At 68.9% G+C, this 19,641-nt stretch carries 17 protein-coding genes; 8 read left to right on the plus strand and 9 right to left on the minus strand.

Going from position 1 to position 19,641, the window contains the following annotated elements:
- A complete protein-coding gene (locus FOH10_RS28050; protein WP_143982940.1) occupies positions 1 to 306 on the plus strand; it encodes a DUF1416 domain-containing protein in 306 nt (101 codons plus the stop codon).
- Positions 307 to 507: 201 nt separating this feature from the next.
- Entirely contained in the window at positions 508 to 1,200 is a 693-nt protein-coding gene (locus FOH10_RS28055; RefSeq protein WP_143982941.1) for a heme-binding beta-barrel domain-containing protein, read from the plus strand.
- A gap of 9 nt (positions 1,201 to 1,209) precedes the next feature.
- Here the strand turns inward: FOH10_RS28055 and FOH10_RS28060 are convergent, their stop codons facing one another.
- The 6 genes from FOH10_RS28060 to FOH10_RS28085 all read right to left on the minus strand — a co-directional run bounded on the left by FOH10_RS28060 (position 1,210) and on the right by FOH10_RS28085 (position 9,737).
- A complete protein-coding gene (locus FOH10_RS28060; protein WP_143982942.1) occupies positions 1,210 to 1,812 on the minus strand; it encodes a Uma2 family endonuclease in 603 nt (200 codons plus the stop codon).
- Positions 1,813 to 2,121: 309 nt separating this feature from the next.
- Positions 2,122 to 3,822 (minus strand): ATP-binding cassette domain-containing protein, encoded by a 1,701-nt coding sequence (locus tag FOH10_RS28065; RefSeq protein WP_143984356.1) that lies wholly within the window; start codon positions 3,820 to 3,822, stop codon positions 2,122 to 2,124.
- Between the two features lie 5 nt (positions 3,823 to 3,827).
- A complete protein-coding gene (locus tag FOH10_RS28070; RefSeq protein WP_143982943.1) occupies positions 3,828 to 6,104 on the minus strand; it encodes an ABC transporter ATP-binding protein/permease in 2,277 nt (758 codons plus the stop codon).
- 3 nt (positions 6,105 to 6,107) lie between these two features.
- Positions 6,108 to 7,157: a cytochrome d ubiquinol oxidase subunit II gene (gene cydB / locus FOH10_RS28075; protein ID WP_039809291.1), complete on the minus strand. Its 1,050-nt coding sequence runs from the start codon at positions 7,155 to 7,157 to the stop codon at positions 6,108 to 6,110.
- 10 nt (positions 7,158 to 7,167) lie between these two features.
- Positions 7,168 to 8,631, minus strand: a complete 1,464-nt coding sequence (locus FOH10_RS28080; RefSeq protein WP_143982944.1) for a cytochrome ubiquinol oxidase subunit I — start codon at positions 8,629 to 8,631, stop codon at positions 7,168 to 7,170.
- Between the two features lie 188 nt (positions 8,632 to 8,819).
- Positions 8,820 to 9,737: an aminodeoxychorismate lyase gene (locus FOH10_RS28085; protein WP_143982945.1), complete on the minus strand. Its 918-nt coding sequence runs from the start codon at positions 9,735 to 9,737 to the stop codon at positions 8,820 to 8,822.
- Positions 9,738 to 9,826: 89 nt separating this feature from the next.
- Between FOH10_RS28085 and ygfZ the strand changes: the two genes are divergently transcribed.
- The 4 genes from ygfZ (at position 9,827) to FOH10_RS28105 (ending at position 13,190) form a co-directional block, all read left to right on the plus strand.
- On the plus strand, positions 9,827 to 10,942 hold the full coding sequence (ygfZ, locus tag FOH10_RS28090; protein WP_143982946.1) for a CAF17-like 4Fe-4S cluster assembly/insertion protein YgfZ: 1,116 nt from the start codon (positions 9,827 to 9,829) through the stop codon (positions 10,940 to 10,942).
- The gene (locus FOH10_RS28095; RefSeq protein ID WP_143982947.1) at positions 10,939 to 11,676 is read left to right on the plus strand and encodes an MOSC domain-containing protein; all 738 of its coding nucleotides are present in this window, start codon (positions 10,939 to 10,941) and stop codon (positions 11,674 to 11,676) included. Before ygfZ ends, FOH10_RS28095 begins: the two co-directional genes overlap by 4 nt.
- Before the next feature lie 166 nt (positions 11,677 to 11,842).
- Complete coding sequence (locus FOH10_RS28100; RefSeq protein WP_143982948.1) at positions 11,843 to 12,805, plus strand: asparaginase; 963 nt, start codon at positions 11,843 to 11,845, stop codon at positions 12,803 to 12,805.
- A gap of 172 nt (positions 12,806 to 12,977) precedes the next feature.
- Positions 12,978 to 13,190 carry a DUF3073 domain-containing protein gene (locus tag FOH10_RS28105; RefSeq protein ID WP_081592194.1) on the plus strand — a complete coding sequence of 71 codons (213 nt, stop codon included), beginning with the start codon at positions 12,978 to 12,980 and terminating at the stop codon, positions 13,188 to 13,190.
- Positions 13,191 to 13,366: 176 nt separating this feature from the next.
- Here FOH10_RS28105 and FOH10_RS28110 read toward each other — a convergent pair whose 3' ends face one another.
- Positions 13,367 to 13,972, minus strand: a complete 606-nt coding sequence (locus FOH10_RS28110; protein ID WP_143982949.1) for a TetR/AcrR family transcriptional regulator — start codon at positions 13,970 to 13,972, stop codon at positions 13,367 to 13,369.
- 98 nt (positions 13,973 to 14,070) lie between these two features.
- Here FOH10_RS28110 and FOH10_RS28115 point away from each other — a divergent pair, with 98 nt between their 5' ends.
- On the plus strand, positions 14,071 to 15,186 hold the full coding sequence (locus tag FOH10_RS28115) for a hypothetical protein (RefSeq protein ID WP_143982950.1): 1,116 nt from the start codon (positions 14,071 to 14,073) through the stop codon (positions 15,184 to 15,186).
- A gap of 71 nt (positions 15,187 to 15,257) precedes the next feature.
- Here FOH10_RS28115 and purM read toward each other — a convergent pair whose 3' ends face one another.
- The gene (gene purM, locus FOH10_RS28120) at positions 15,258 to 16,337 is read right to left on the minus strand and encodes a phosphoribosylformylglycinamidine cyclo-ligase (protein ID WP_029930864.1); all 1,080 of its coding nucleotides are present in this window, start codon (positions 16,335 to 16,337) and stop codon (positions 15,258 to 15,260) included.
- 111 nt (positions 16,338 to 16,448) lie between these two features.
- The gene (purF, locus tag FOH10_RS28125) at positions 16,449 to 17,999 is read right to left on the minus strand and encodes an amidophosphoribosyltransferase (RefSeq protein WP_029930863.1); all 1,551 of its coding nucleotides are present in this window, start codon (positions 17,997 to 17,999) and stop codon (positions 16,449 to 16,451) included.
- 113 nt (positions 18,000 to 18,112) lie between these two features.
- Here purF and FOH10_RS28130 point away from each other — a divergent pair, with 113 nt between their 5' ends.
- Positions 18,113 to 19,456 (plus strand): YhgE/Pip domain-containing protein, encoded by a 1,344-nt coding sequence (locus tag FOH10_RS28130; protein ID WP_425326106.1) that lies wholly within the window; start codon positions 18,113 to 18,115, stop codon positions 19,454 to 19,456.
- Positions 19,457 to 19,641: the final 185 nt, after the last annotated feature.

The following is a 19,641-nucleotide window of genomic DNA, read 5'->3' on the forward strand; positions in this document are numbered from 1 at the left end:
ATGTGTGCAGCACCTACCCAGGGTCAGGCCATTCCCGCGGGCGTCGACGTGGAGAAGGAGACGGTCATCACCGGCCGCGTCCTGACCACCGACGGCCAGACCGTCGGCGGCGCGTTCGTGCGCCTGCTGGACGGCAACGGTGACTTCACCGCCGAGGTCGTGGCCTCCGGCACCGGTGACTTCCGTTTCTTCGCCGCGCCCGGCGCGTGGACCGTGCGGGCGCTGTCGTCGTCCGGCAATGGTTCGGCCGAGGTGAAGCCGGAGGGTGCGGGCATCCACGAGCTGGATGTCGTCGTCGCCAAGTAACTCACCGATCACCCTGCTCAGGGGTGAGGGATCGTGGAAACGGCCCCGGGAATCGTTTTCCCGGGGCCGTTTTCGCATCCGAAATACGGTGCCACTAGACTCCGCAATCGTGGTGCTTGCCTTCGAGATTTTGCTGGTTCTCGTCTCCGTGCTGATCGCGTGGTTCGGTCTGTACGTCCTCTACCGGCTGTTCACCGAGTCGTGACAGAGTCGGCGAGCGAGAACACCGACAACGGCACGTCGAACGGTTCCGTGCCGGAATCCGCCACTGCCCGGCGCAGTGGTGATCAGGCCGTGGCCGAGGCTGCCGAGAAGGCGAAGTCCACCGGCGGGCTGAACATCCCCTCGCTCTCCGGTCTCCCGCTGCCGGAGGACACCGCGAATCTGCGTCAGGGTCCCGACCTGAGTTCCTCCATGCTCGCGCTGCTGCCGCTGGTCGGCGTGTGGCGCGGCGAGGGCGAGGGCAACGACCCCGAAACCGGCGACTACCGCTTCGGCCAGCAGATCGTGGTCTCCCACGACGGCGGCGACTACCTCACCTGGGAGGCCCGCTCCTGGGTCATCGGCGAGGACGGCTCCTACAACGGCCCCGATCTGCGCGAGAGCGGCTTCTGGCGGGTCGGCATCGACGGCGACGACGAGGTGCTGGAGCTGCTGCTCACCCACTCGTCCGGCATCGTGGAACTGTTCTACGGCCAGGCCCTCACCCAGTCGTCCTGGGAACTCGCCACCGACGTGGTGATCCGCAGCCAGTCCGGCATCGTGGTCGGCGGGGCCAAGCGCCTCTACGGCATCGTCGAAGGCGGCGACCTGGGCTATGTCGAAGAACGCATCTCCGCCGACGGCGCGCTGGAACCCCGCCTCTCGGCCCGCCTCCAGCGCTACATCGGCTGACGTGCTGAACTAATCGAGCCTGTCGATGGCCGTCAGTTCGATTTCCACGGGAAACGGGACCGACATGTGTATGCAGTCGTGGAAAATCCCGGTCGGGCAGTAGCGGCTTGTCACGGGGTCGAGCTCATACGCATAGACGACGGCATCGCCATCACGACGCTCTACCCGCCAGTAGTACGGGATGCCCGCCTTGGCGTACTTGAAAGGCTTCGTCTCTCGATCCCGGTCCTCCGAATCCGGAGACACTACCTCGAGGGCGAGAACCACATCCTCCGCGAAGTAGTATGTGGCCGGTGCTTCACGGTCATACGCCTCCTGCGTGACCACGAGGACATCCGGTTCAGGCATCTGCCGCTTCCCCAGCTTGACCGACATCTCGCGGTCCGCGTGTAGATGCGCGGGGGCCTGTCGTTGCAGTTCCGATCTGAACAGATCGATGGCACGCCTGTGCCACTTCTGCTGCGGACTCACAAAGATCAGGCTCCCGTCGATGAGTTCCGTGTGCCGCGGCAAGTCACGCAGCCGTAGGAAATCGTCGACGGTGAACCCTTCTTTCGGTGGAATGAGCCAGTCAGGAACTGGTTCGGATTCGGGAACCGGTTCAACGGTCATGTCCTCAGAGTAGTCCCTGATCAGAGCAGACTCGCCGGAAAAGGTACGGCCCCCGAGCCATATCCGCGGATGCAACGTTCACGCGGATCCGATCGGACGGATCGGGACTCGGGGGCCGGGTGACTGCCTGGGATTCGCGAGGCGCTCGCGCGAACGGAATCCGATTGCAGCGGTAGCGCCTAGCTGGCAGCCACCTCACGCGTCCTAGAAATAACCATTTCTCGAACCACCTCCTTTCCCGTGTACCGATGAATCTAGTGGGGGTGCGCGGTGGCGGCAATGTATTTTCTCGGACGGCGAAATCGCAGGTCAGGAGGGAATAAACCGGTCTATTGCCACGGTGCCGTCGGCGGCCACCCGCACCACGGTGTCGGCACGGTGATCGGGTGGGAGCTGATGGGTGACCACCACGACGACGCGGTCGGGGGCGACCAGGCCGCTGGTGCGGTCCAGCAGGCGGCGTTGCAGATCAGCGCCCGCGGCGGCCTCCAGGTGTTCGGTGGGCTCGTCCAGCAGCAGGACGCGGGCGGGGGCGAGCAGGGCGCGCGCGAGCAGGATGCGGCGGCGTTGACCGCCGGATACCGCGGCCGCGCCGCCCACCAGTTCGGTGTGCACGCCGTCGGGCAGGGAGTCGAGCCACGCACCGGCTCCGACCGCGCGCAGGGCGCTTTCGGCCTCCGGCTCGGTGATGTCGCCGCGCGCCACCCGCAGATTCTCCAGCACGGTGGTGCCGAACAGATGCGCGTCCTCGGCGAAGAAGGTGACGCCGGGGCGCGGGGTGTCGAACAGGCCCGCCCACGCCATGAGCAGCGTGGTCTTGCCCGCACCGCTCGGGCCGACCACCGCGATGCGATACCCGTCCGGCAGATCCGGCGAATCCGTTCGCACAGCCGTGGATTCGCCGCGCTCGAACCGGCCGATGCGGCGCAGCGCCGCCCGCCCGTTGGTGAGCGCCTGCGCGGCGGCGGGCAGCACCCCGACCGCTTCGAAGGCCGACAGCGGCACCAGCACCAGCACGGTCAGCGCCATGGGCGAGATCCCGCCCGGCTCGACCGTCTGGAATCCGGCCGTCGGCGTGCCGGTTCCGGTGCCGTACAGCACGATTCCGATGAGCAGCGCGCCCAGCACGCTCACGCCGATCGACAGCGGTGTCGCCGCGGCCGCCCACGCACTGTGCGAGGCCGCGCGGTCCTCGGCGGCGACCGCCCGCTCCCCCGCCGCCCGCGCGCTCGCCACGGCACGGTCGAGCCGCCCCGCGACCCGCAGTTCCGGGGCATGGTCGAGCACGGTCAGCGCGGCCGCCGTGAACTCGATGCGATCACCGCGCACCGCCTCCTCGGCCTCGCGCGCCGCCCGCGCCGAAAGCCACGGCGCGACAACGCCCGCCACCACCAGCGCCACCGCGAGAATCAGCGCCGCCGGTATCGAGATGAACGCCAACAGCACCACCGCGCTCAGCGACAGCACCACCGCCACGGCCATCGGCACGAACGCCCGCACCACCACGGCCCCGAGATCGTCGATATCCCCCATCACCCGCCCGAGCAGCTCCCCCCGCCGCAGCCGCGTGGGATCCGCGACACCTGCCGTAGCGATCGCCCGCGCCGGTGCGTCCACTCGTCCGGCATCGCCCGCGCCCGGCGGTTCGGACGCCTCGCCGCCGAATGCCGAGCCTTGGCCGCGTCGTGGCCGCCAGATGTCGGCGGCGGCCAGCCTGCGGTAGGTGGTGGTGCGCGCGGTCGTCATGGCCCGCAGCGCCACATCGTGGGTGGCCAGCCGCTCCAGATACCGGCACAGCCCGCGCGCGATGCCCAGCGCCCGCACCGACACCACCGCGATGGTCAGATCCAGCACCGGCGGCATCTCCCAGGCGCGGGCGATCAGCCACGCCGCCAGGGCCGCCAGCGCCAGACCGCTCCCCAACGCCAGCGTGCCCCATCCGATCGACACCGCCATCCGCCACCGCGACAGCTCCAGCAGCTCGCGAATCCGCCGGAAATCGGCCAGCATCGCCTTCACCGCCCCACCACCCCGGCGGTCCCGGACGCTCCGGTCGTCTCAGGCAGCCCGGCCGCCCCGGACGGCCCGCCGTGCGCGGCACCACCGCCGACCGCACCGCGCACCCCGGTCACCCGGCCTGCGCTTTCGAACGGCCGTGCCGCGGAGTTGTCCGCCGATTCCGGCGTGGGATCCGGGCAGTGGTCCGTGCATGCCGTGGAGCCTGCCACGGGATTCGGCGTTCCGCCGGCGGCGCCGTTGTCGGGTCCACCGCTGCCGATGCGGTCACCGTCGGTGCGGCGCGATGTCCTGCCGGGCGCGGAATCCTGTGCAGGTCCGGATGGTTCGGGGACATCCGCCGAGGTGTTCGCGTCGCGCTCGTCATCCGGCTGTGCGACGAGGGAATCGGACTCGCCGTCCGGCTGGGTGGCGTGCACCTCGATGACGTGGTCGGCGATGGCCAGAACGGTGGGGCGATGGGCGACGACCACCACGGTGGCTCCGGCGCGGGCGCGGTCCACGAGGGCGGTGAGGACGGTTGCCTCGCTGGCGTCGTCGAGGTGGGCGGTGGGCTCGTCGAGCAGCAGAACCTGGCGTTGGGCGGCGAGGGTTCTGGTGAGGGCGAGGCGTTGGCGTTGGCCGAGGGACAGGCCGATGCCGCCGGTGCCGACGACGGTGCCCCAGCGGTCGGGGAGTTCGTCGAGGACGGTGTCGAATCCGGTCGCGGCGCAGGCGGCGGCCAGTTGTGCCGGGTCGGCGGGAGCGCCGAGGAGTTCGAGATTGTCGCGCAGGGTGCCGGGGACGAGCACGGGGCGCTGCGGCAGCCACGCCACCCGGGACCACCAGCTGTCGGGGTCCAGGTCGGCGACGGGTGTGCCGTCGATGCGCACCACACCGGTGTCGGGGGCGACCAAGCCCAGAATCGCCTGGAGCACCGTGGATTTGCCGCAGCCATTGGGTCCGGTCAGCACCGTCACCGCGCCGGGCGACAGCGTGGCGGAGAGTCCGTCGGGGGCCGCGCCGTCGCGGGCCGCGACGCTCAATGCGGTGATCTCGATGTGGCCGTTGGGCTCTCGCGTTTCCACGCGGGACGGGCCAGGCGAGCTGCCGGACGTGCCGACCACCACACGGGTCGATCCGCCCAGCGGTTCGGCATCCACCGCGAACACGCCCGCGTCCTGCTCCCGCCCGTCCGGCTCGAGTACCGCGAAAGCCTTGTCCGCGGCCGCCATTCCGTCCTGCGCCGCGTGGAACCGCTCCCCCACCATGCGCAGCGGCAGGTACACCTCCGGGGCCAGGATGAGCGCCACCAGCCCGCCGTAGAGCCCCATGTGCCCGTACACCAGTCGCATGCCGATGGATACGGCCACCAGTGCCACGCACAGGGTGGCGAGCATCTCCAGCACCATGGACGACAGAAAGGCGATGCGCAGCGCCGACATGGTGCGCTTGTGCAGGGCCTCGCCCAGATCGCGCACCCGGCCCGCCATGGTGGTCCGCGCCGACTCATCCGTTGCCGACTCATCCGCTGCCGACACACCCGATCCGTGCACCGCGTCCCCGCGCCCGGTAGCCGATTCCCCGGTGCCGACGGCGGTGTCGATCGCGGCGTCTCCGCCCGCTCCGGGCCGCGACCCCGTCTCCCGCCCCAGCGCCCGCAGTGTCGGCATGCCCGCGAACAGGTCGAGCAGCTGATCCGACAGCCGCGTGGTCGCGGCGAGGGTCTCCTTGGACTTCCCCTGGGTGAGCAGTCCGATGAGGATCATGAAGATCGGGATGAGCGGCAGGGTGACGGCGATGATTCCGGCGGAGACCAGGTCGTGCAGCGCGATGACGGTCAGCAGGACCGGGGGCACGAGCACGGCCAGCAGCAGGGCGGGCAGATACCCGGCGAGGTAGGCGCGCAGGCCGTTCAGTCCCGTTCCCGCCACCACCGCCAATTCGGTTCGGCGGCGCTCCAGTTCGCGCGGCGGCAGCTGGGCTCCGGCGACCACCACCGCGGTCTCCAACTCCGCCACCACCTGCGCTCCGGCACGGTGCGCGAGCCGCGACTGCCACCAGGTGGCCGCCACCCGCACCGCGACCGCGATCGCGAAGACCGCCAGTTCGGTTGTCCAGGAGTCGATATCACGGCGTCCCGGATCGGTGATGACACCGGCCAGCACCCGCGCCAGGGCCAGGGCCGCGACCACGATGCACACCGTGGTCGCCAGCGACAGCGCCACGCTCAGCACGAGATACCGTCGTGCCGAGCGGGCGTGCCGCCACAGGCGCGGGTCGACCGGTCGAGCCATGGGTCAGTTCTTCGCCTTCTCCGGGAGCAGGCCGATGGGGTCGGGGATCTGCTCCATGGTGAGCCGCTTGCGGAACACCCAGTACGTCCAGCCCTGGTAGATGAGCACCATCGGCACCATGACCACCGCCACCCAGCTCATGACCACCAGCGTGTAGTGCGTGGACGAGGCGCTGACGGTGCCGTCGCGACCGTCCACGGTGAGGCTGAAGGCCGGGTCGATGGTCGAGGGCAGCACGTCCGGGAACAGCGATCCGAACAGCAGGGCGGTGGCCGACAGGATGGTGAGCGCGGTGCCGGTGAAGGCCCAGCCGTCGCGGCTGCGGCTGTGCGCCAGCCCGGCGACCACGATCCCGATCACCGCCAGCACCAACGGAATCCAGGTCCAGCTCTGCCCGTAGGACAGCTGGGTCCAGATGCCGAATACCGCCACCACCGCGGCGGTGGGCACGAAGATCTTGCGCACGATCGCCTCGGCGTCGTCGCGCACCTCGCCGCCGGTCTTGAGGCAGATGAAGATCGCGCCGTGCAGCAGGAACAGCAGCAGCGTGGTGAGCCCGCCGAGCAGCGCGTACGGGTTGAGCAGGTCGAACAGTGTGCCCTCGATCTGCCGCTTCTCGTTGAGCTGGACGCCGCGCACGATATTGGCGAACGCCAGGCCCCAGGCGAGCGCGGGAATCCAGGAGCCGAGCCCGATGCCGATATCGCACCAGCGCCGCCACTTGTCGTCATTGATCTTGCTGCGCCATTCGATGGCGCAGGCCCGGGTGATCAGGCCGACGAGGATGAGCAGCAGGGCGAGATAGAACCCGGAGAACAGGCTCGCGTACCACTCGGGGAAGGCCGCGAACATGGCGCCGCCCGCGGTGAGCAGCCACACCTCGTTGCCGTCCCACACCGGCCCGATGGTGTTGAGCACCACGCGCCGTTTCACCTCGGATTTGCGCCCGATGATGGGCATGAGCATGCCGACGCCGTAGTCGAAGCCCTCCAGTACGAAGTAGCCGATGAAGAGCACGGCGACCAGCAGAAACCAGAACACTTGCAGAGTCATCCGGAGTCTCCTAGTAAGCGAAGGAAAGCTTCTCGACGGAATCCCCGGTCATCTTCGGGGCGTCCGACTCGGTGGCGGCCGGTTCCGGCCCGGCGACGGTGTAGCGCCGCATCAGGTAGAACCAGGCGACCGCGAGCAGGCCGTACAGCAGTGTGAACACGATGAGCGAGGTGAGGATGGTGCCCGCGGACACCCCGGAGACGCCCTGCTGCACCGTCATTCGAATGCTCTGTTCCCCGGTCGGATTGGGCACCACCACCCAGGGCTGCCGCCCCATCTCGGTGAACACCCAGCCGGAGATATTGCCCAGGAACGGTGTCGCGATGGCGAGCAGCGACAACCAGGAGAACCACTTCTGATCCGGCACCCGCCCACGCCGCGTCACCCAGAACCCGATGAGCGCCAGCAGGATCGAGCCCGCCATGAAGGTGATCATGGCGCGGAAGGACCAGTAGGTCACGAACAGGTTGGGCCGGTAGTCGCCGGGGCCGAACTTCAGCACGTACTCGTCCTGGAGATCCTGCACACCGCCGAGGGTGACGCCGCTGAACTCGCCCTTGGCCAGCCACGGCAGCACATACGGCACCTCGATGAGGTGGCTCACGCTGTCGCAGTTGTTGTGGGTGCCGACGGTGAGGATGGAAAAGTTCGGGTCGGTTTCGGTGTGGCACAGCGATTCCGCGGAGGCCATCTTCATGGGCTGCTGCTCGAACATGAGCTTGCCCTGCACGTCGCCGGTGTAGACGAGCGCGACGGCCGCGATGGGAATGATCCACAGGCCCATGCGCGCGGCGGGCCGCCACATGGTGCGGGCCTCCTCGGCGGCGACGGCCTCCCCCTTGCGCATGGTGCGGACCATCCACCAGCCGGCGATGCCCGCGACGAAGGTGGCGGAGGTGAGGAAGGCTCCCGCGACGACGTGTGGGAAGGCGGCGAGGGTCGTCACATTGGTGATGACCTCCCAGATGCTGGTCAATTCCGCGCGTCCGGTCTCGGGGTTGAAGGTCGCGCCGACCGGGTGCTGCATGAACGAGTTGGCCGCGACGATGAAGTACGCCGAGGCGTTCACTCCGATGGCGACCAGCCAGATGCACGCCAGGTGCACCTTCTTGGGTAGTCGGTCCCAGCCGAAGATCCACAGTCCGAGGAAGGTCGATTCCATGAAGAACGCGACCAGGGCCTCCATGGCCAGCGGTGCGCCGAAGACGTCACCGACGAAGCGGGAGTATTCGCTCCAGCCCATGCCGAACTGGAATTCCTGCACGATGCCGGTGGCGACGCCGAGGGCGAAGTTGATCAGGAACAGTTTGCCGAAGAATTTGGTGAGGCGCTTCCAGTGCTCCTTGCCGGTGATCACCCAGGCGGTCTGCATGCCCGCGACGAGCGGCGCCAGGCCGATGGTCAGCGGCACGAAGATGAAGTGATAAACGGTGGTGATACCGAACTGCCAGCGCGCGACGTCGACGACGTCCATCCGACCTCCCTGCCGATCTACGACATGACGTAGTACCGGACACTACGCCTGCTGGGTATCAGATGACCATGTGACGCGCCACAACATGCTGGTCATTTGCCAAGCGGTGACCGAAGTCCCCGCAGGTGTGCCCCCAGGTCCCCGCGCGAGCCCTTCCGAAGGTCATCCGAAAGGCCCGCGGCACACCCTCACCAGTCGGCGATGCTGCCCGCCCGCGCCACCCCGCGGTTCACCAGTTCGATGATCTCGGGGGCGTGGTCCGGCGCCGACATCCGCAGTCCGTCGAGCGAGTTCACCCGGGCGGCCAGGGTGATGCTGGAGAGCATCCAGATACTGTCCGCGGTAATCAGTTCGGCGACGAACAGTGGTTTGTACAGGCATTCCCAGCCCGCCTTCTCGGCCTCGGCGAACAGCGCCCGCTGCGTGGTGCCGGGCAGGACGCCGACCTTCGGCGGCGGGGTGATGAGCTGCTTGTCGCGCACGATGACCACCGTGGAGCGCGGGCCCTCCAGCACCTTGTGCTCGGTGCTGGTGAAGATCACGTCGTCCGCGCCCATACGGTGCGCGAAACGCAGCGCCGCCATATTCGTCGCATACGACAGGGTCTTGGCGCCCAACAGTTGCCAGGGCGCGGCCTGGGCCAGATCCACCGAGATTCCACGCGACAGTGTGATGACCGAAACACCCTCGGTGCGCGCGGTTTCCACCCGTTGGGGCACCGGCAGCACCAGTACGTAGCCGGTGGTCGCGGGTTCGGCCGGAGTCAGCTCCTTGTTGGCGGCCTGCCCGCCGACGCCCTGCTCGCTGTCGCGGCCGCGGGTGAGCACCATCCGCAGCAGCCCCTCGCGGGACTCCCCCCATTCCTTGGCCGCCTTCTGCACGGCGGCGCGCCAGGCGTCGAGATCCGGTGGCGGCAGCTCCAGGGCCTCCGCGGATCTGCGTAGTCGCGCCAGATGCGATTCGATCGCGCACGGCTGGCCGTCGCGCACCAGCACGGTCTCGAACACGCCGTCGCCGCGCAACACACCGATGTCGTCCGCATACAGCAACGGCGCGTCCGGATCCCGGATCGCGCCGTCGAGGGACACCAAAACTCGTTCCACCATGGCAAGTGAGCCTAGGACAGATCGTGCCCGGTTACGCGGGTTCTCCACCGCCGGCGCGAGGCGGATCGGCCAACACCTATTGTGGGTATGTGTCCTCCGAGGTTGCACCCAGCCCGATCCTTTCCAATCCAGGGGCAGTCGCGGGGCTGCCCGAGTCTCCGGATTCGGCTGTCGCGTGGCATTACGGCGATCCCTTCGGCGAGCAGCGCGCGGCGGTGCAGCGGGTGGCGGTGGTGGACCGTTCGCATCGCTTTCTGTTCACCATCACCGGCAAAGAGCGGCTGACCTGGCTGCACACCGTCTCCAGCCAGCATGTGGCGGAACTGGGCGACGGACGGTCGGCGGAGAATCTGGACCTGGATCTCAACGGCCGCGTGCTCAACCACTTCGTGCTGACCGAACTCGACGGCACGGTGTGGATCGACACCGAGGCCGAGCGCGGCCCGGCACTGCTCGACTTCCTCGCGAAGATGGTGTTCTGGGCCGACGCCAAGCCCGAGGCCGCACCCGACTACGCCATGCTGAGCCTGCTCGGGCCGCGCGTGTCCGAACTGACCGACACCCTGGGTGTCGCCGCCCTGCCCGAGGTCAATGCGGCGGTGGCGCTGCCCGGTGGCGGGTTCCTGCGCCGCATGCCCTGGCCCACGGCCGATTCCTACGATCTGATCGTTCCCCGCGCGCAGCTGGGCGACTGGTGGGCGCTGCTGCGCGCCGCCGGAGCCGAGGCCGCCGGAATGTGGGCCTACGAGGCGCTGCGGGTGACGGCGCTGCGCCCGCGCATCGGCGTCGACACCGATGAGCGCACCATTCCGCACGAGGTGCACTGGATCGGCGGCCCGGCCGAATTCGGCGCGGTACACCTGAACAAGGGCTGCTACCGCGGCCAGGAGACGGTGGCCCGTGTGCACAATCTCGGCAAGCCGCCGCGGCAGCTGGTGCTGCTGCATCTGGACGGCTCCGCGGATTCGCGTCCGGCCACCGGTGATCCGGTGACCGCCGGTGGCCGCGCGGTCGGCGTGGTGGGCACGGTGGTCGACCACTACGAATTCGGCCCGGTGGCGCTGGCCCTGATCAAACGCAATGTCCCGGTCGACACCGAGCTGGCGGCCGGACCGGTCGCCGCCTCCATCGACCCCGATTCCGTGCGTGCCCACGACGAGCCGCAGGCGGGTCGCCTGGCCGTGGAGAGGCTGCGCGGCCGATGAGCGACGAACTCACCGCGGCGGCGGAATCCGTGCTGCCCGAACACACCGCGGCCCCGGCGGCGTCCAGCACGGTCGGCACCGTGCTGGCCGTGTGCGTGGTGCACGCCGATATCGAGGTGCCGGGCCGGGTCGGTCGCTCGGCCATCGACAAACGCCCGGTCACGCGGCGGGTGCGGGTGAACAGGCTCAGCCTCGACGGCGATCACGTGTGCAATACCGAACATCACGGCGGCGAACACCAGGCCGTGTACGCCTACGCCCAGGAGGACGCCGAACGCTGGGGCCGCGAGCTCGATCGCGAGCTGCCCTACGGCTGGTTCGGCGAGAATCTGCGCATCGGCGGCCTGCCGGTGAGCGATGCGGTACTGGGTGAGCGCTGGGCCATCGGCGACGCCCTGTTCGAGGTGAGCGCGCCGCGCGTCCCGTGCGCCACCTTCCAGCACTGGACCGGCGAGCAGCAGTGGGTGAAACGCTTCACCCTGCAATCGGATACGGGCGCGTACCTGCGGGTGCTCACCGAGGGCGCGATCGCCGCGGGCGACGAGGTGCGGCGGATCCACATTCCCGCCCACGGCATCACCGTGCGCGACCTGTTCGGCGGCCGCGATCAGGCGCTGCTGGACCGGCTGCTCACCGAGGAGCCGACCATCTCCGACGATGTGCGCATGCAGATCGAGCGCCACCGCCGCCGCAACGACCGCGCTGCCGCGACGAGCGCGGAGTTGCCGGCATGAGCGGTCAGGCGGATGGCCGGTCGCGGGCGGCGGTCAGCGACGGGCGGACCACGCCGCATTCCGCACGTGCGCGAAAGGGCACAGCACACAGCATGAGCGGTCAGGCGCGGAGGCGACAGCGGAGCGTAACCATGGAGCACCCCGCCCATGCGCGAAAGGGCACAGCATGAGTGTGGAACTGGTCGAGGTGGTGCGGTCGGGTTTCCGCGAGTGCGTGCACCGCGGTTCGCTGGTGATCCTCGGCCCCGACGGTGAGCCCACCGTGGAACTCGGTGAGGTGCACGGCCCCATCTTCCCGCGCTCCACCAACAAGCCCATGCAGGCGATCACCCTGCTGCGCCATGGCTTTGATCCCGTGGACGACGCCGAGTTGGCCATCGCCACCGCGTCGCACTTCGGCGAACCCGATCACGTGGAGCTGGTGCAGCGGCTGCTGGACCGCTTCGGCTTCACCGAGGACGAGTTGGAGTGCCCGCCGGATCTGCCCTTCGAGGAGCAGGCCCGCGCCACCGCGCTCGCCGGGCACGACCGCGCCAAGGCGGCGCGCCGGATCTACATGAACTGCTCGGGCAAACACGCCGCCATGCTCGCCACCTGCCGGATCAACGACTGGCCGACCCGCGGCTACCTCGATGCCGGGCATCCGCTGCAGCGCGCGGTCACCGACACCATCGCCGATATCACCGGCGAGCCGGAAACCGATCTCGGCCTGGACGGCTGCGGCCTGCCGATCGTGCCGGTGTCGCTGGTGAACCTCGCCCGCGCCTACGCCACCATGGCCACCGCCCCCGCCGGCTCCCCGGAGCGCCGGGTGGCGGAGGCGATCCGCACCCATCCGCGAGTGATTTCCGGCACGGACGGGCCGGATCTGCGCGTGATGACAGCGACGCCCGGACTGGTGTGCAAGATCGGCGCGGACGGGGTGCACGCGGGTGCGCTGCCGGACGGTTCGGCCTTCGCCTACAAGATCGATGACGGGCACGACCGCGCGCGGGTACCGCTGACGCTGGCCATTCTGCAGCGTATGGGCGTCGACTGGACCGACGACCACGCCGAGCTGGCGGCTCCCGCCGTGCTGGGCGGCGGCGCTCGGGTCGGCGTGATCCGGGCAATTCCCGGGCTGCTCTGAGCTCTGCCGGAAACGGCGTCGCCCCGGTCGGAACGGCACTCGCGAGGATCTTCCGGCACTCATGGAAGCGCGACCGCCTGACACACGCTAAAGTGTCTGTCAGGAAGATATTAATTCGAACGGGGCCGCCAACCACCCCAGGCCGCCCCGCAGTGACGCGAGGGGGTCAGCCATGGGCCGTGGCCGGGCTAAGGCAAAGCAGACCAAGGTTGCGCGCGAGCTGAAGTACAGCTCGGCACCAACCGACTTCGCGAGCCTTCAGCGCGAGCTGTCGGGAAGTTCTTCCCCCAGCTCGCAGCGGAGTGGTGTGCTTTCCGACGAGCACGACGCGGATGAATCGTCGCGTTGGGAAGAAGAAGACACCTACGACGACTGGCGCCGCTGACTCGGATCGAATCGACGTGCTAAGGGGGAGGCCGTGACTGGCCTCCCCCTTAGCGCGTCGATTTTGCCGTGATTCACGGTGTCGAGGGCTCGAACTACATATGACACATCGGCGTCCCCGCGCAGTCGCGAAGGGGCGCTGGTGCGTTTCCCGCTACGCCCTAACGGGATTCGCGCTCAGGGTCGCTGTTCGTCGCGCACGATTCCGTCCGCGACGAACAGCAGCACCTGCCGTGCGGCGCTCGCCAGTTCCGCGCCATGCGCCAGGTGGAGCCGCTGCGTCTCCAGGCAGGCCAGAATCATGTCGGCGACCACGTCGGGATCCTGGTCGTCGCGGAATTCGCCGTGGGCGATGCCGTGCCGGAGGATCTCGCGCAGCCGATCCCGGATGGGAGCGACGTGGCCCATTAGCGCGTCCCGCTGTTCGGGCGGCAGCGCCGCGGCCAGGCTGTGGGCGCTCGACGAGGCCACCGCGAATTCCGACAGCACGGTGACGATGACGATGCGCAGCTGCTCCAATGGCTCGGCGGCGCCGGCGAGTTCACGATCGAGCAAGCACATGTACTGCTCCACCTGGTGCTCGGACCAGGCGAGCAGCAGCGAGTACCGGTCCCGGTGATAGTTGTAGATCGAGCTGCGCGACACGCCCGCACGCTCGGCGACGTCGCGTAGCGTGACCTGCTCGTAGCCGCGTTCGGCGAGCAGTTCCGCGAACGCCCCGAGCAGCCGCCGGCCCACATCCGCACGATGTTCGACCACCGACGCACCGTTGATCTTCGGCATCTCGCCTCCTAATTTTGTGACACCGTGTCGTCATATTATCGTCGGCAGCCGGAATCGCCCATCCGGGTACTCACCGCCGTCGCGGAAAGCGGAGCTGCATGACCGTCTCACTCCTGTTCGAACTCATCGCCGCGGGTCACCTCGTACTGGCCTGCGTGTGCGCGCACCGCCTGCACGACAGTGGCAACAGATTGCTGATCATCCCGCTGCTGCTGTGCCTGACACTGCTCTACGACAACGCCGTCATCGGCGCGGGCCGATTCCTCGGTGCGGGTGGTGTTCTCGAAGCGCTGAGCGTGCCGCGGTTCGCGATCCACGCGGTGCTGACACCCCTGCTGATCCCGTGGGCGCACGCCGTCGCGATCCGGGCGGGAGTGAGCTGGGCTGGTTCACGACCGGCACGGCTGACGACGGCGGCACTCACCGCGCTCGCTATCGGCACGGCGGTCGGCAACGACGTCGTCCGGCTATCTTTGCGACCGGAGTGGTGGGCGGGCACCCTGCGGTACGGCAACGCCGCCGCATCCGGCACGGAAGCGCTGCCGGTCCTCATCGCCGGAACCTTCGTCCTGGTCACGGGGGTCGCGATCTGGCTGCGCCGAGGCTATCGCCCGCTGCTGGCGACGGCGGCGGTCATGACGGTCGCGGCGTCGCTCGCGGGGGCCGCACCGCTGCTGGGCAATCTCGGCGAACTGATCCTGTGCGCCGGACTCGCCGCCACCGCGCACCGGCTACGGCACGCACCGAACACGGCCGCGGTCCCGGCCGCCCAGCGCGCCCGCGTCACCCGCCGCCTGGGCTGGATCGCCTTCCCACTGCTATTGCTCACGGTCGCGGTCCCCGCGCTACCGACCATCGGCGGATTCGATAGCGGGACCGTCGCCCAGGCGGTCTACCAGATCCTGCTCGTCATGCACGCGCAGCTCGGCATCACCACGTACGGTCTACCGCCGAAGGGCAACCGCCTGCGCCGCTTCCACACCGCGTTCGGCTACGCCAATCTCCCGCTGCTGCTGGCCGCCCAGCTGCTCGCGCTGTTCGCGGCGACCGCCGCGGCGGCTGATCTCCTGGCCGGGCTACTGCTGCTCACCATCACCGTCCATGTCGGCCTCGGCCTGGTCTTCGCGCTCCGGCGCGGACGGGTGCGCACCGGTATCCGACCGGGACCGCCTGCCACCGTACGCGGCACGACCGCAGCACCATCGTCGCGCTGAGCGTTCACACCGTTCGAATGCCGAACTGCCCCGGCCACGGTGGTGGTCGGGGCAGTTCGGTGTGTCAGAACTCAGAAGCGCGGGTGGTCTCCCACCAGCACCGCGCGGGCGGCGTCGGCGTCCTTGGCCTTCTTGACCGTGCCGAGGGTCCAGCATTCGATGTGGCGGGCGGTGAGGACGGCCAGCGCACGGTCGGCGTCCTCGGGCGCGACCACGGCGACCATACCGACGCCCATATTGAACGTCTTCTCCATTTCGACACGCTCGACGCGGCCGCGCTGGGCGATCATCTTGAAGACCGGGGCCGGGTTCCAGGTGCCGCGATCGAGTTCGGCGACCATGCCCGCGGGCAGCACGCGCGCCAGGTTGTTCGCCAGGCCGCCGCCGGTGACGTGGGCGAAGGTGCGCACATCGGTTTCGGCGATCAGCGCCAGGCAGTCCTTGGCGTAGATGCGGGTCGGCTCGAGCAGTTCCTCACCGAGGGTGCGGCCGAACTCCTCCACGTGCCCGGTGAGGGACATGCGGTCGATGTCGAGCAGCACCTTGCGGGCGAGGCTGTAGCCATTGGAGTGCAGGCCCGAGGCGCCCATGGCGATCACCACATCGCCGGGACGCACCCGATCCGGGCCCAGCACCGCGTCGGCCTCCACCACGCCGACGCCGGTGGCGGACAGGTCGTAGTCGTCCGGACCCATCAGGCCCGGATGTTCGGCGGTCTCACCGCCCAGCAGCGCGCAACCGGCCTGGACACAGCCCTCGGCGATACCGGAGACCAGTTCGGCGACCCGCTCGGGCACCACGCGGCCGACCGCGATGTAGTCCTGCAGGAACAGCGGTTCCGCGCCGCACACCACGAGATCGTCGACGACCATGGCGACCAGGTCGAGTCCGACGGTGTCGTGCTTGTCGAGCGCCTGCGCGACCGCGATCTTGGTGCCGACGCCGTCGGTGGAGGCGGCCAGCAGCGGCTCGCGGTATCCACCCTTCAGCGCGAACAGCCCGGCGAAGCCGCCGAGTCCACCCTGCACCTCGGGTCGGCTTGCCTTCTTGGCCAGCGGTGCGAAGAGCTCAACTGCCCGATCGCCGGCTTCGATGTCCACTCCGGCCGCCGCGTACGACGCACCGGCACCGCTGGGGGTCTGTTCAGTCATTGTCTTCGGAGAGCTCCAAGCCGAATCGGTGGATAGATGCCTGCTCACGCTAGCATTACCGGCTCCCCGCGACTTCAGCGCACGGCTGAGAGCCGTCGGCCCGAGCTCCGGTCAAGGACGGCTCAATGCGCTGGCATTGGCGTTGTCGGCCAGCAGTTCGGTTTCCGTCGCACCGGTGAGCATGCCCTCCAGCACGTTCTTGCCGATGGCGGCCTCGGTGGGGAGGGTGATGGGGTACTTGCCGTCGAAGCAGGCGCAGCACAGGCGGCTGCGGGGCTGTTCGGTGGCGGCGATCATGCCCTCGGTGGAGATGTAGCCGAGGGTGTCGGCGCCGATGGAGCGACGCACGCCCTCGACCATGTCCTCGAAAGAGCCCTCGCCCGCACCGTTGGCGATCAGCTCCGCCCGCGAGGCGAAGTCGATGCCGTAGAAGCAGGGCCACTTCACCGGCGGCGAGGCGATGCGGACGTGGATCTCCAGCGCGCCCGCCTCGCGCAACATGCGGATCAGGGCCCGCTGGGTGTTGCCGCGCACGATGGAGTCGTCCACCACGATGAGGCGTTTGCCGCGAATGACCTCGCGCAGCGGATTGAGCTTGAGGCGGATGCCGAGCTGGCGGATGGTCTGGCTGGGCTGTATGAACGTGCGCCCCACATAGGCGTTCTTCATCAGCCCCTGGCCGTAGGGCAGTCCGGAGCCCTGCGCGTAACCGACGGCGGCCGGGGTGCCGGATTCCGGCACCGGGATGACCAGGTCGGCGTCGACGGGATGTTCGGCGGCCAGCCGGCGGCCGATCTCGACGCGGGTGGCGTGCACGGAGCGTCCGGCGATGGTGGAGTCCGGGCGGGCCAGATACACGTATTCGAAGACGCAGCCCTTGGGTTCGGGATTGGCGAAGCGCATGGACCGCACCCCGTCGGCGTCGATCGCCAGCAGTTCGCCCGGCTCGATCTCACGCACGAAGGACGCGCCGACGATGTCGAGGGCGGCGGTCTCGCTGGCTACCACCCAGCCGCGATCCAGTCGGCCCAGGCACAGCGGCCGCACACCCCACGGGTCGCGCGCCGCGTACAGCGTGTGTTCGTCCATGAAGGTGAGACAGAAGGCGCCGCGCAGGGTGGGCAGCATCTCCATGGCCGCCTGCTCGATGCTCTTGTCGGCGGCGGCGTGCGCGAGCAGCGCGGTCATCACGTCGGAGTCGGAGGTGGCGCCCAGGGATCCGGCCAGTCGCCCGCTGATCAGGCCCAGTTCCCGTGCCCGCGCTCCCAATTCGGCGGTGTTGACGAGATTTCCGTTGTGCCCCAGCGCGATTCCGGTGCCGACCGCGGTGGTGCGGAAGATCGGCTGGGCGTTCTCCCAGGTGGTGGAGCCGGTGGTGGAGTAGCGGCAGTGGCCGACGGCGACGTGGCCGGGCATGGCGGCCAGGGTCTGCTCGTCGAAGACCTGGCTCACCAGGCCGAGATCCTTGAAGACCAGCACCTGCGCGCCGTCGGCGACGGCGATGCCCGCCGCTTCCTGGCCACGGTGTTGGAGGGCATAGAGCCCGTAATACGTGAGCTTGGCGACATCCTCGCCCGGTGCCCAGACACCGAAAACACCGCATTCTTCGCGCGGTTCGTTCTCGTCCTGGTCGGCTGCGGCGGCGGAGGGGTGCAGATTCACCGTTTGCTCCCTGTTCGGCGGGCTGGGGGCACGCACCAGTCTACGGGTAATCACGACGCAACCCGCCGTTGGGATAACCCGGGTGGCGCGGCGTTTGCTGTTAGCTTTCTCCGGTGACGACCAGCGATACCCCGGAACCTACGCCACGTCGGCATCTCACCCCGATCAAATGGGGTTTTCCGATCATCGTCGTCACGCTGCTGGCCTCGTTGCTGGGCGTGATGTACCTCGACTATGTCGTGGATCCGGAAGAGAATCTGCACGACTTCCCGATAGCACTCGTGAATCAGGACGTCGGCGACACCATCGGCGCGCCCGGCCAGGAAAAGCAGGTGAACTTCGGCGATCAGGTCGCCGCCGGACTGCGCGAGGCGGTGCCCGCGGACAAGATCGATCTGCGCGAGCTCGGCATCGGCGAGGCGCAGCTGCAGATGCAGCAGGCGCAGGTCTACGGCACCATCATCATTCCCAGCGACTTCTCCAAACGGCTCGGCATTCTGGGCGTGGGAAGTGTGGTGCCGGGCGATATCTCGAAGCCGGTCATCACTCTGCAGACCAATCCGCGCACCGGCGCGTTCGCGACCGCCATCACCCAGAAATTCGGTGAGGAAGCTCTCAGTCAGGTACAGATCCAGGTCGGCAAGCAGCTGACCGAACAGGTCAACGCCCAGCTGGCGCCGCCACCGGACGGGCCGCCCGCGCCGGAGCTCACCGCGGCCACCCGGGTGGCGCTGGCGGAGCCGCTGAATATCGTGGTCGAGCAGTATCGGCCGCTGCCGAACGGGTCCGGTGAGGGTCTGACGGCGTTCTTCTACAGCCTGCTGCTGCTGTTGGTCGGCATGGTGGGCGCGATGATCATTCACCAGCTGATCGATTCGGCGCTGGGCTTCCTGCCGACCGAATGGGGGCCCTGGTACGTGCATTTCCCGCGCGCCCCGATCTCGCGGACGCGCACGCTGCTGCTCAAATGGGCGGCGGTGTCGGTGATGGCGGTGGCGGTGTCGGCCGCGCTGCTCGGCATCGGCGCGGCGCTGGGCATGCCCATCGACAAACCGCTGCTGCTGTTCATCTACGGCGCGTTCGTGATCATCGCGGTCGGATTCACCTGCACCTCGGTGCTGGCGGCGGTGGGCACGGCCGGTCTGATCGTCAACCTGATCATCTTCATCATTCTCGGCCTGCCGTCCTCCGGCGGCACCGTGCCGATCGAGGCGACGCCGAAGTACTTCGGCTGGCTGGCCAATTTCGAACCCATGCACCAGGTGTTCCTGGGCACCCGCGCGATCCTCTACTTCAACGGCAGCGGAGTGGCGGGGTTGACGCGCGGGGTGTGGATGGCGGCGCTGGGGCTGGCGATCGGCGTGGTGTTCGGGTTGCTGATCACGCGGTTCTACGACCACAAGGGGTTGGAGCGCAGGCCGGTGGAGAAAGACGCGCGGGCGGCGGCGCAGGCTTAGCGGCGGCGGCGCAGGCTTAGCGGCGGCAGCGCAGACGTAGCAGCGGCAGCGCAGACGTAGCAGCGGCAGCGCAGACGTAGCAGCGGCAGCGCTGCTCGGCGGGGATCGCCAGCGGGCAGGGGGTTCGGCGCTGGCGCTCTCCGGGAGAGCGCGCTGCGCTTGCCCACCCTGCGCCCCTGGCGCAG

Origin of the sequence: Nocardia otitidiscaviarum (genome assembly GCF_007362295.1) — a bacterium.
In the GTDB taxonomy this organism is placed as follows: domain Bacteria; phylum Actinomycetota; class Actinomycetes; order Mycobacteriales; family Mycobacteriaceae; genus Nocardia; species Nocardia otitidiscaviarum.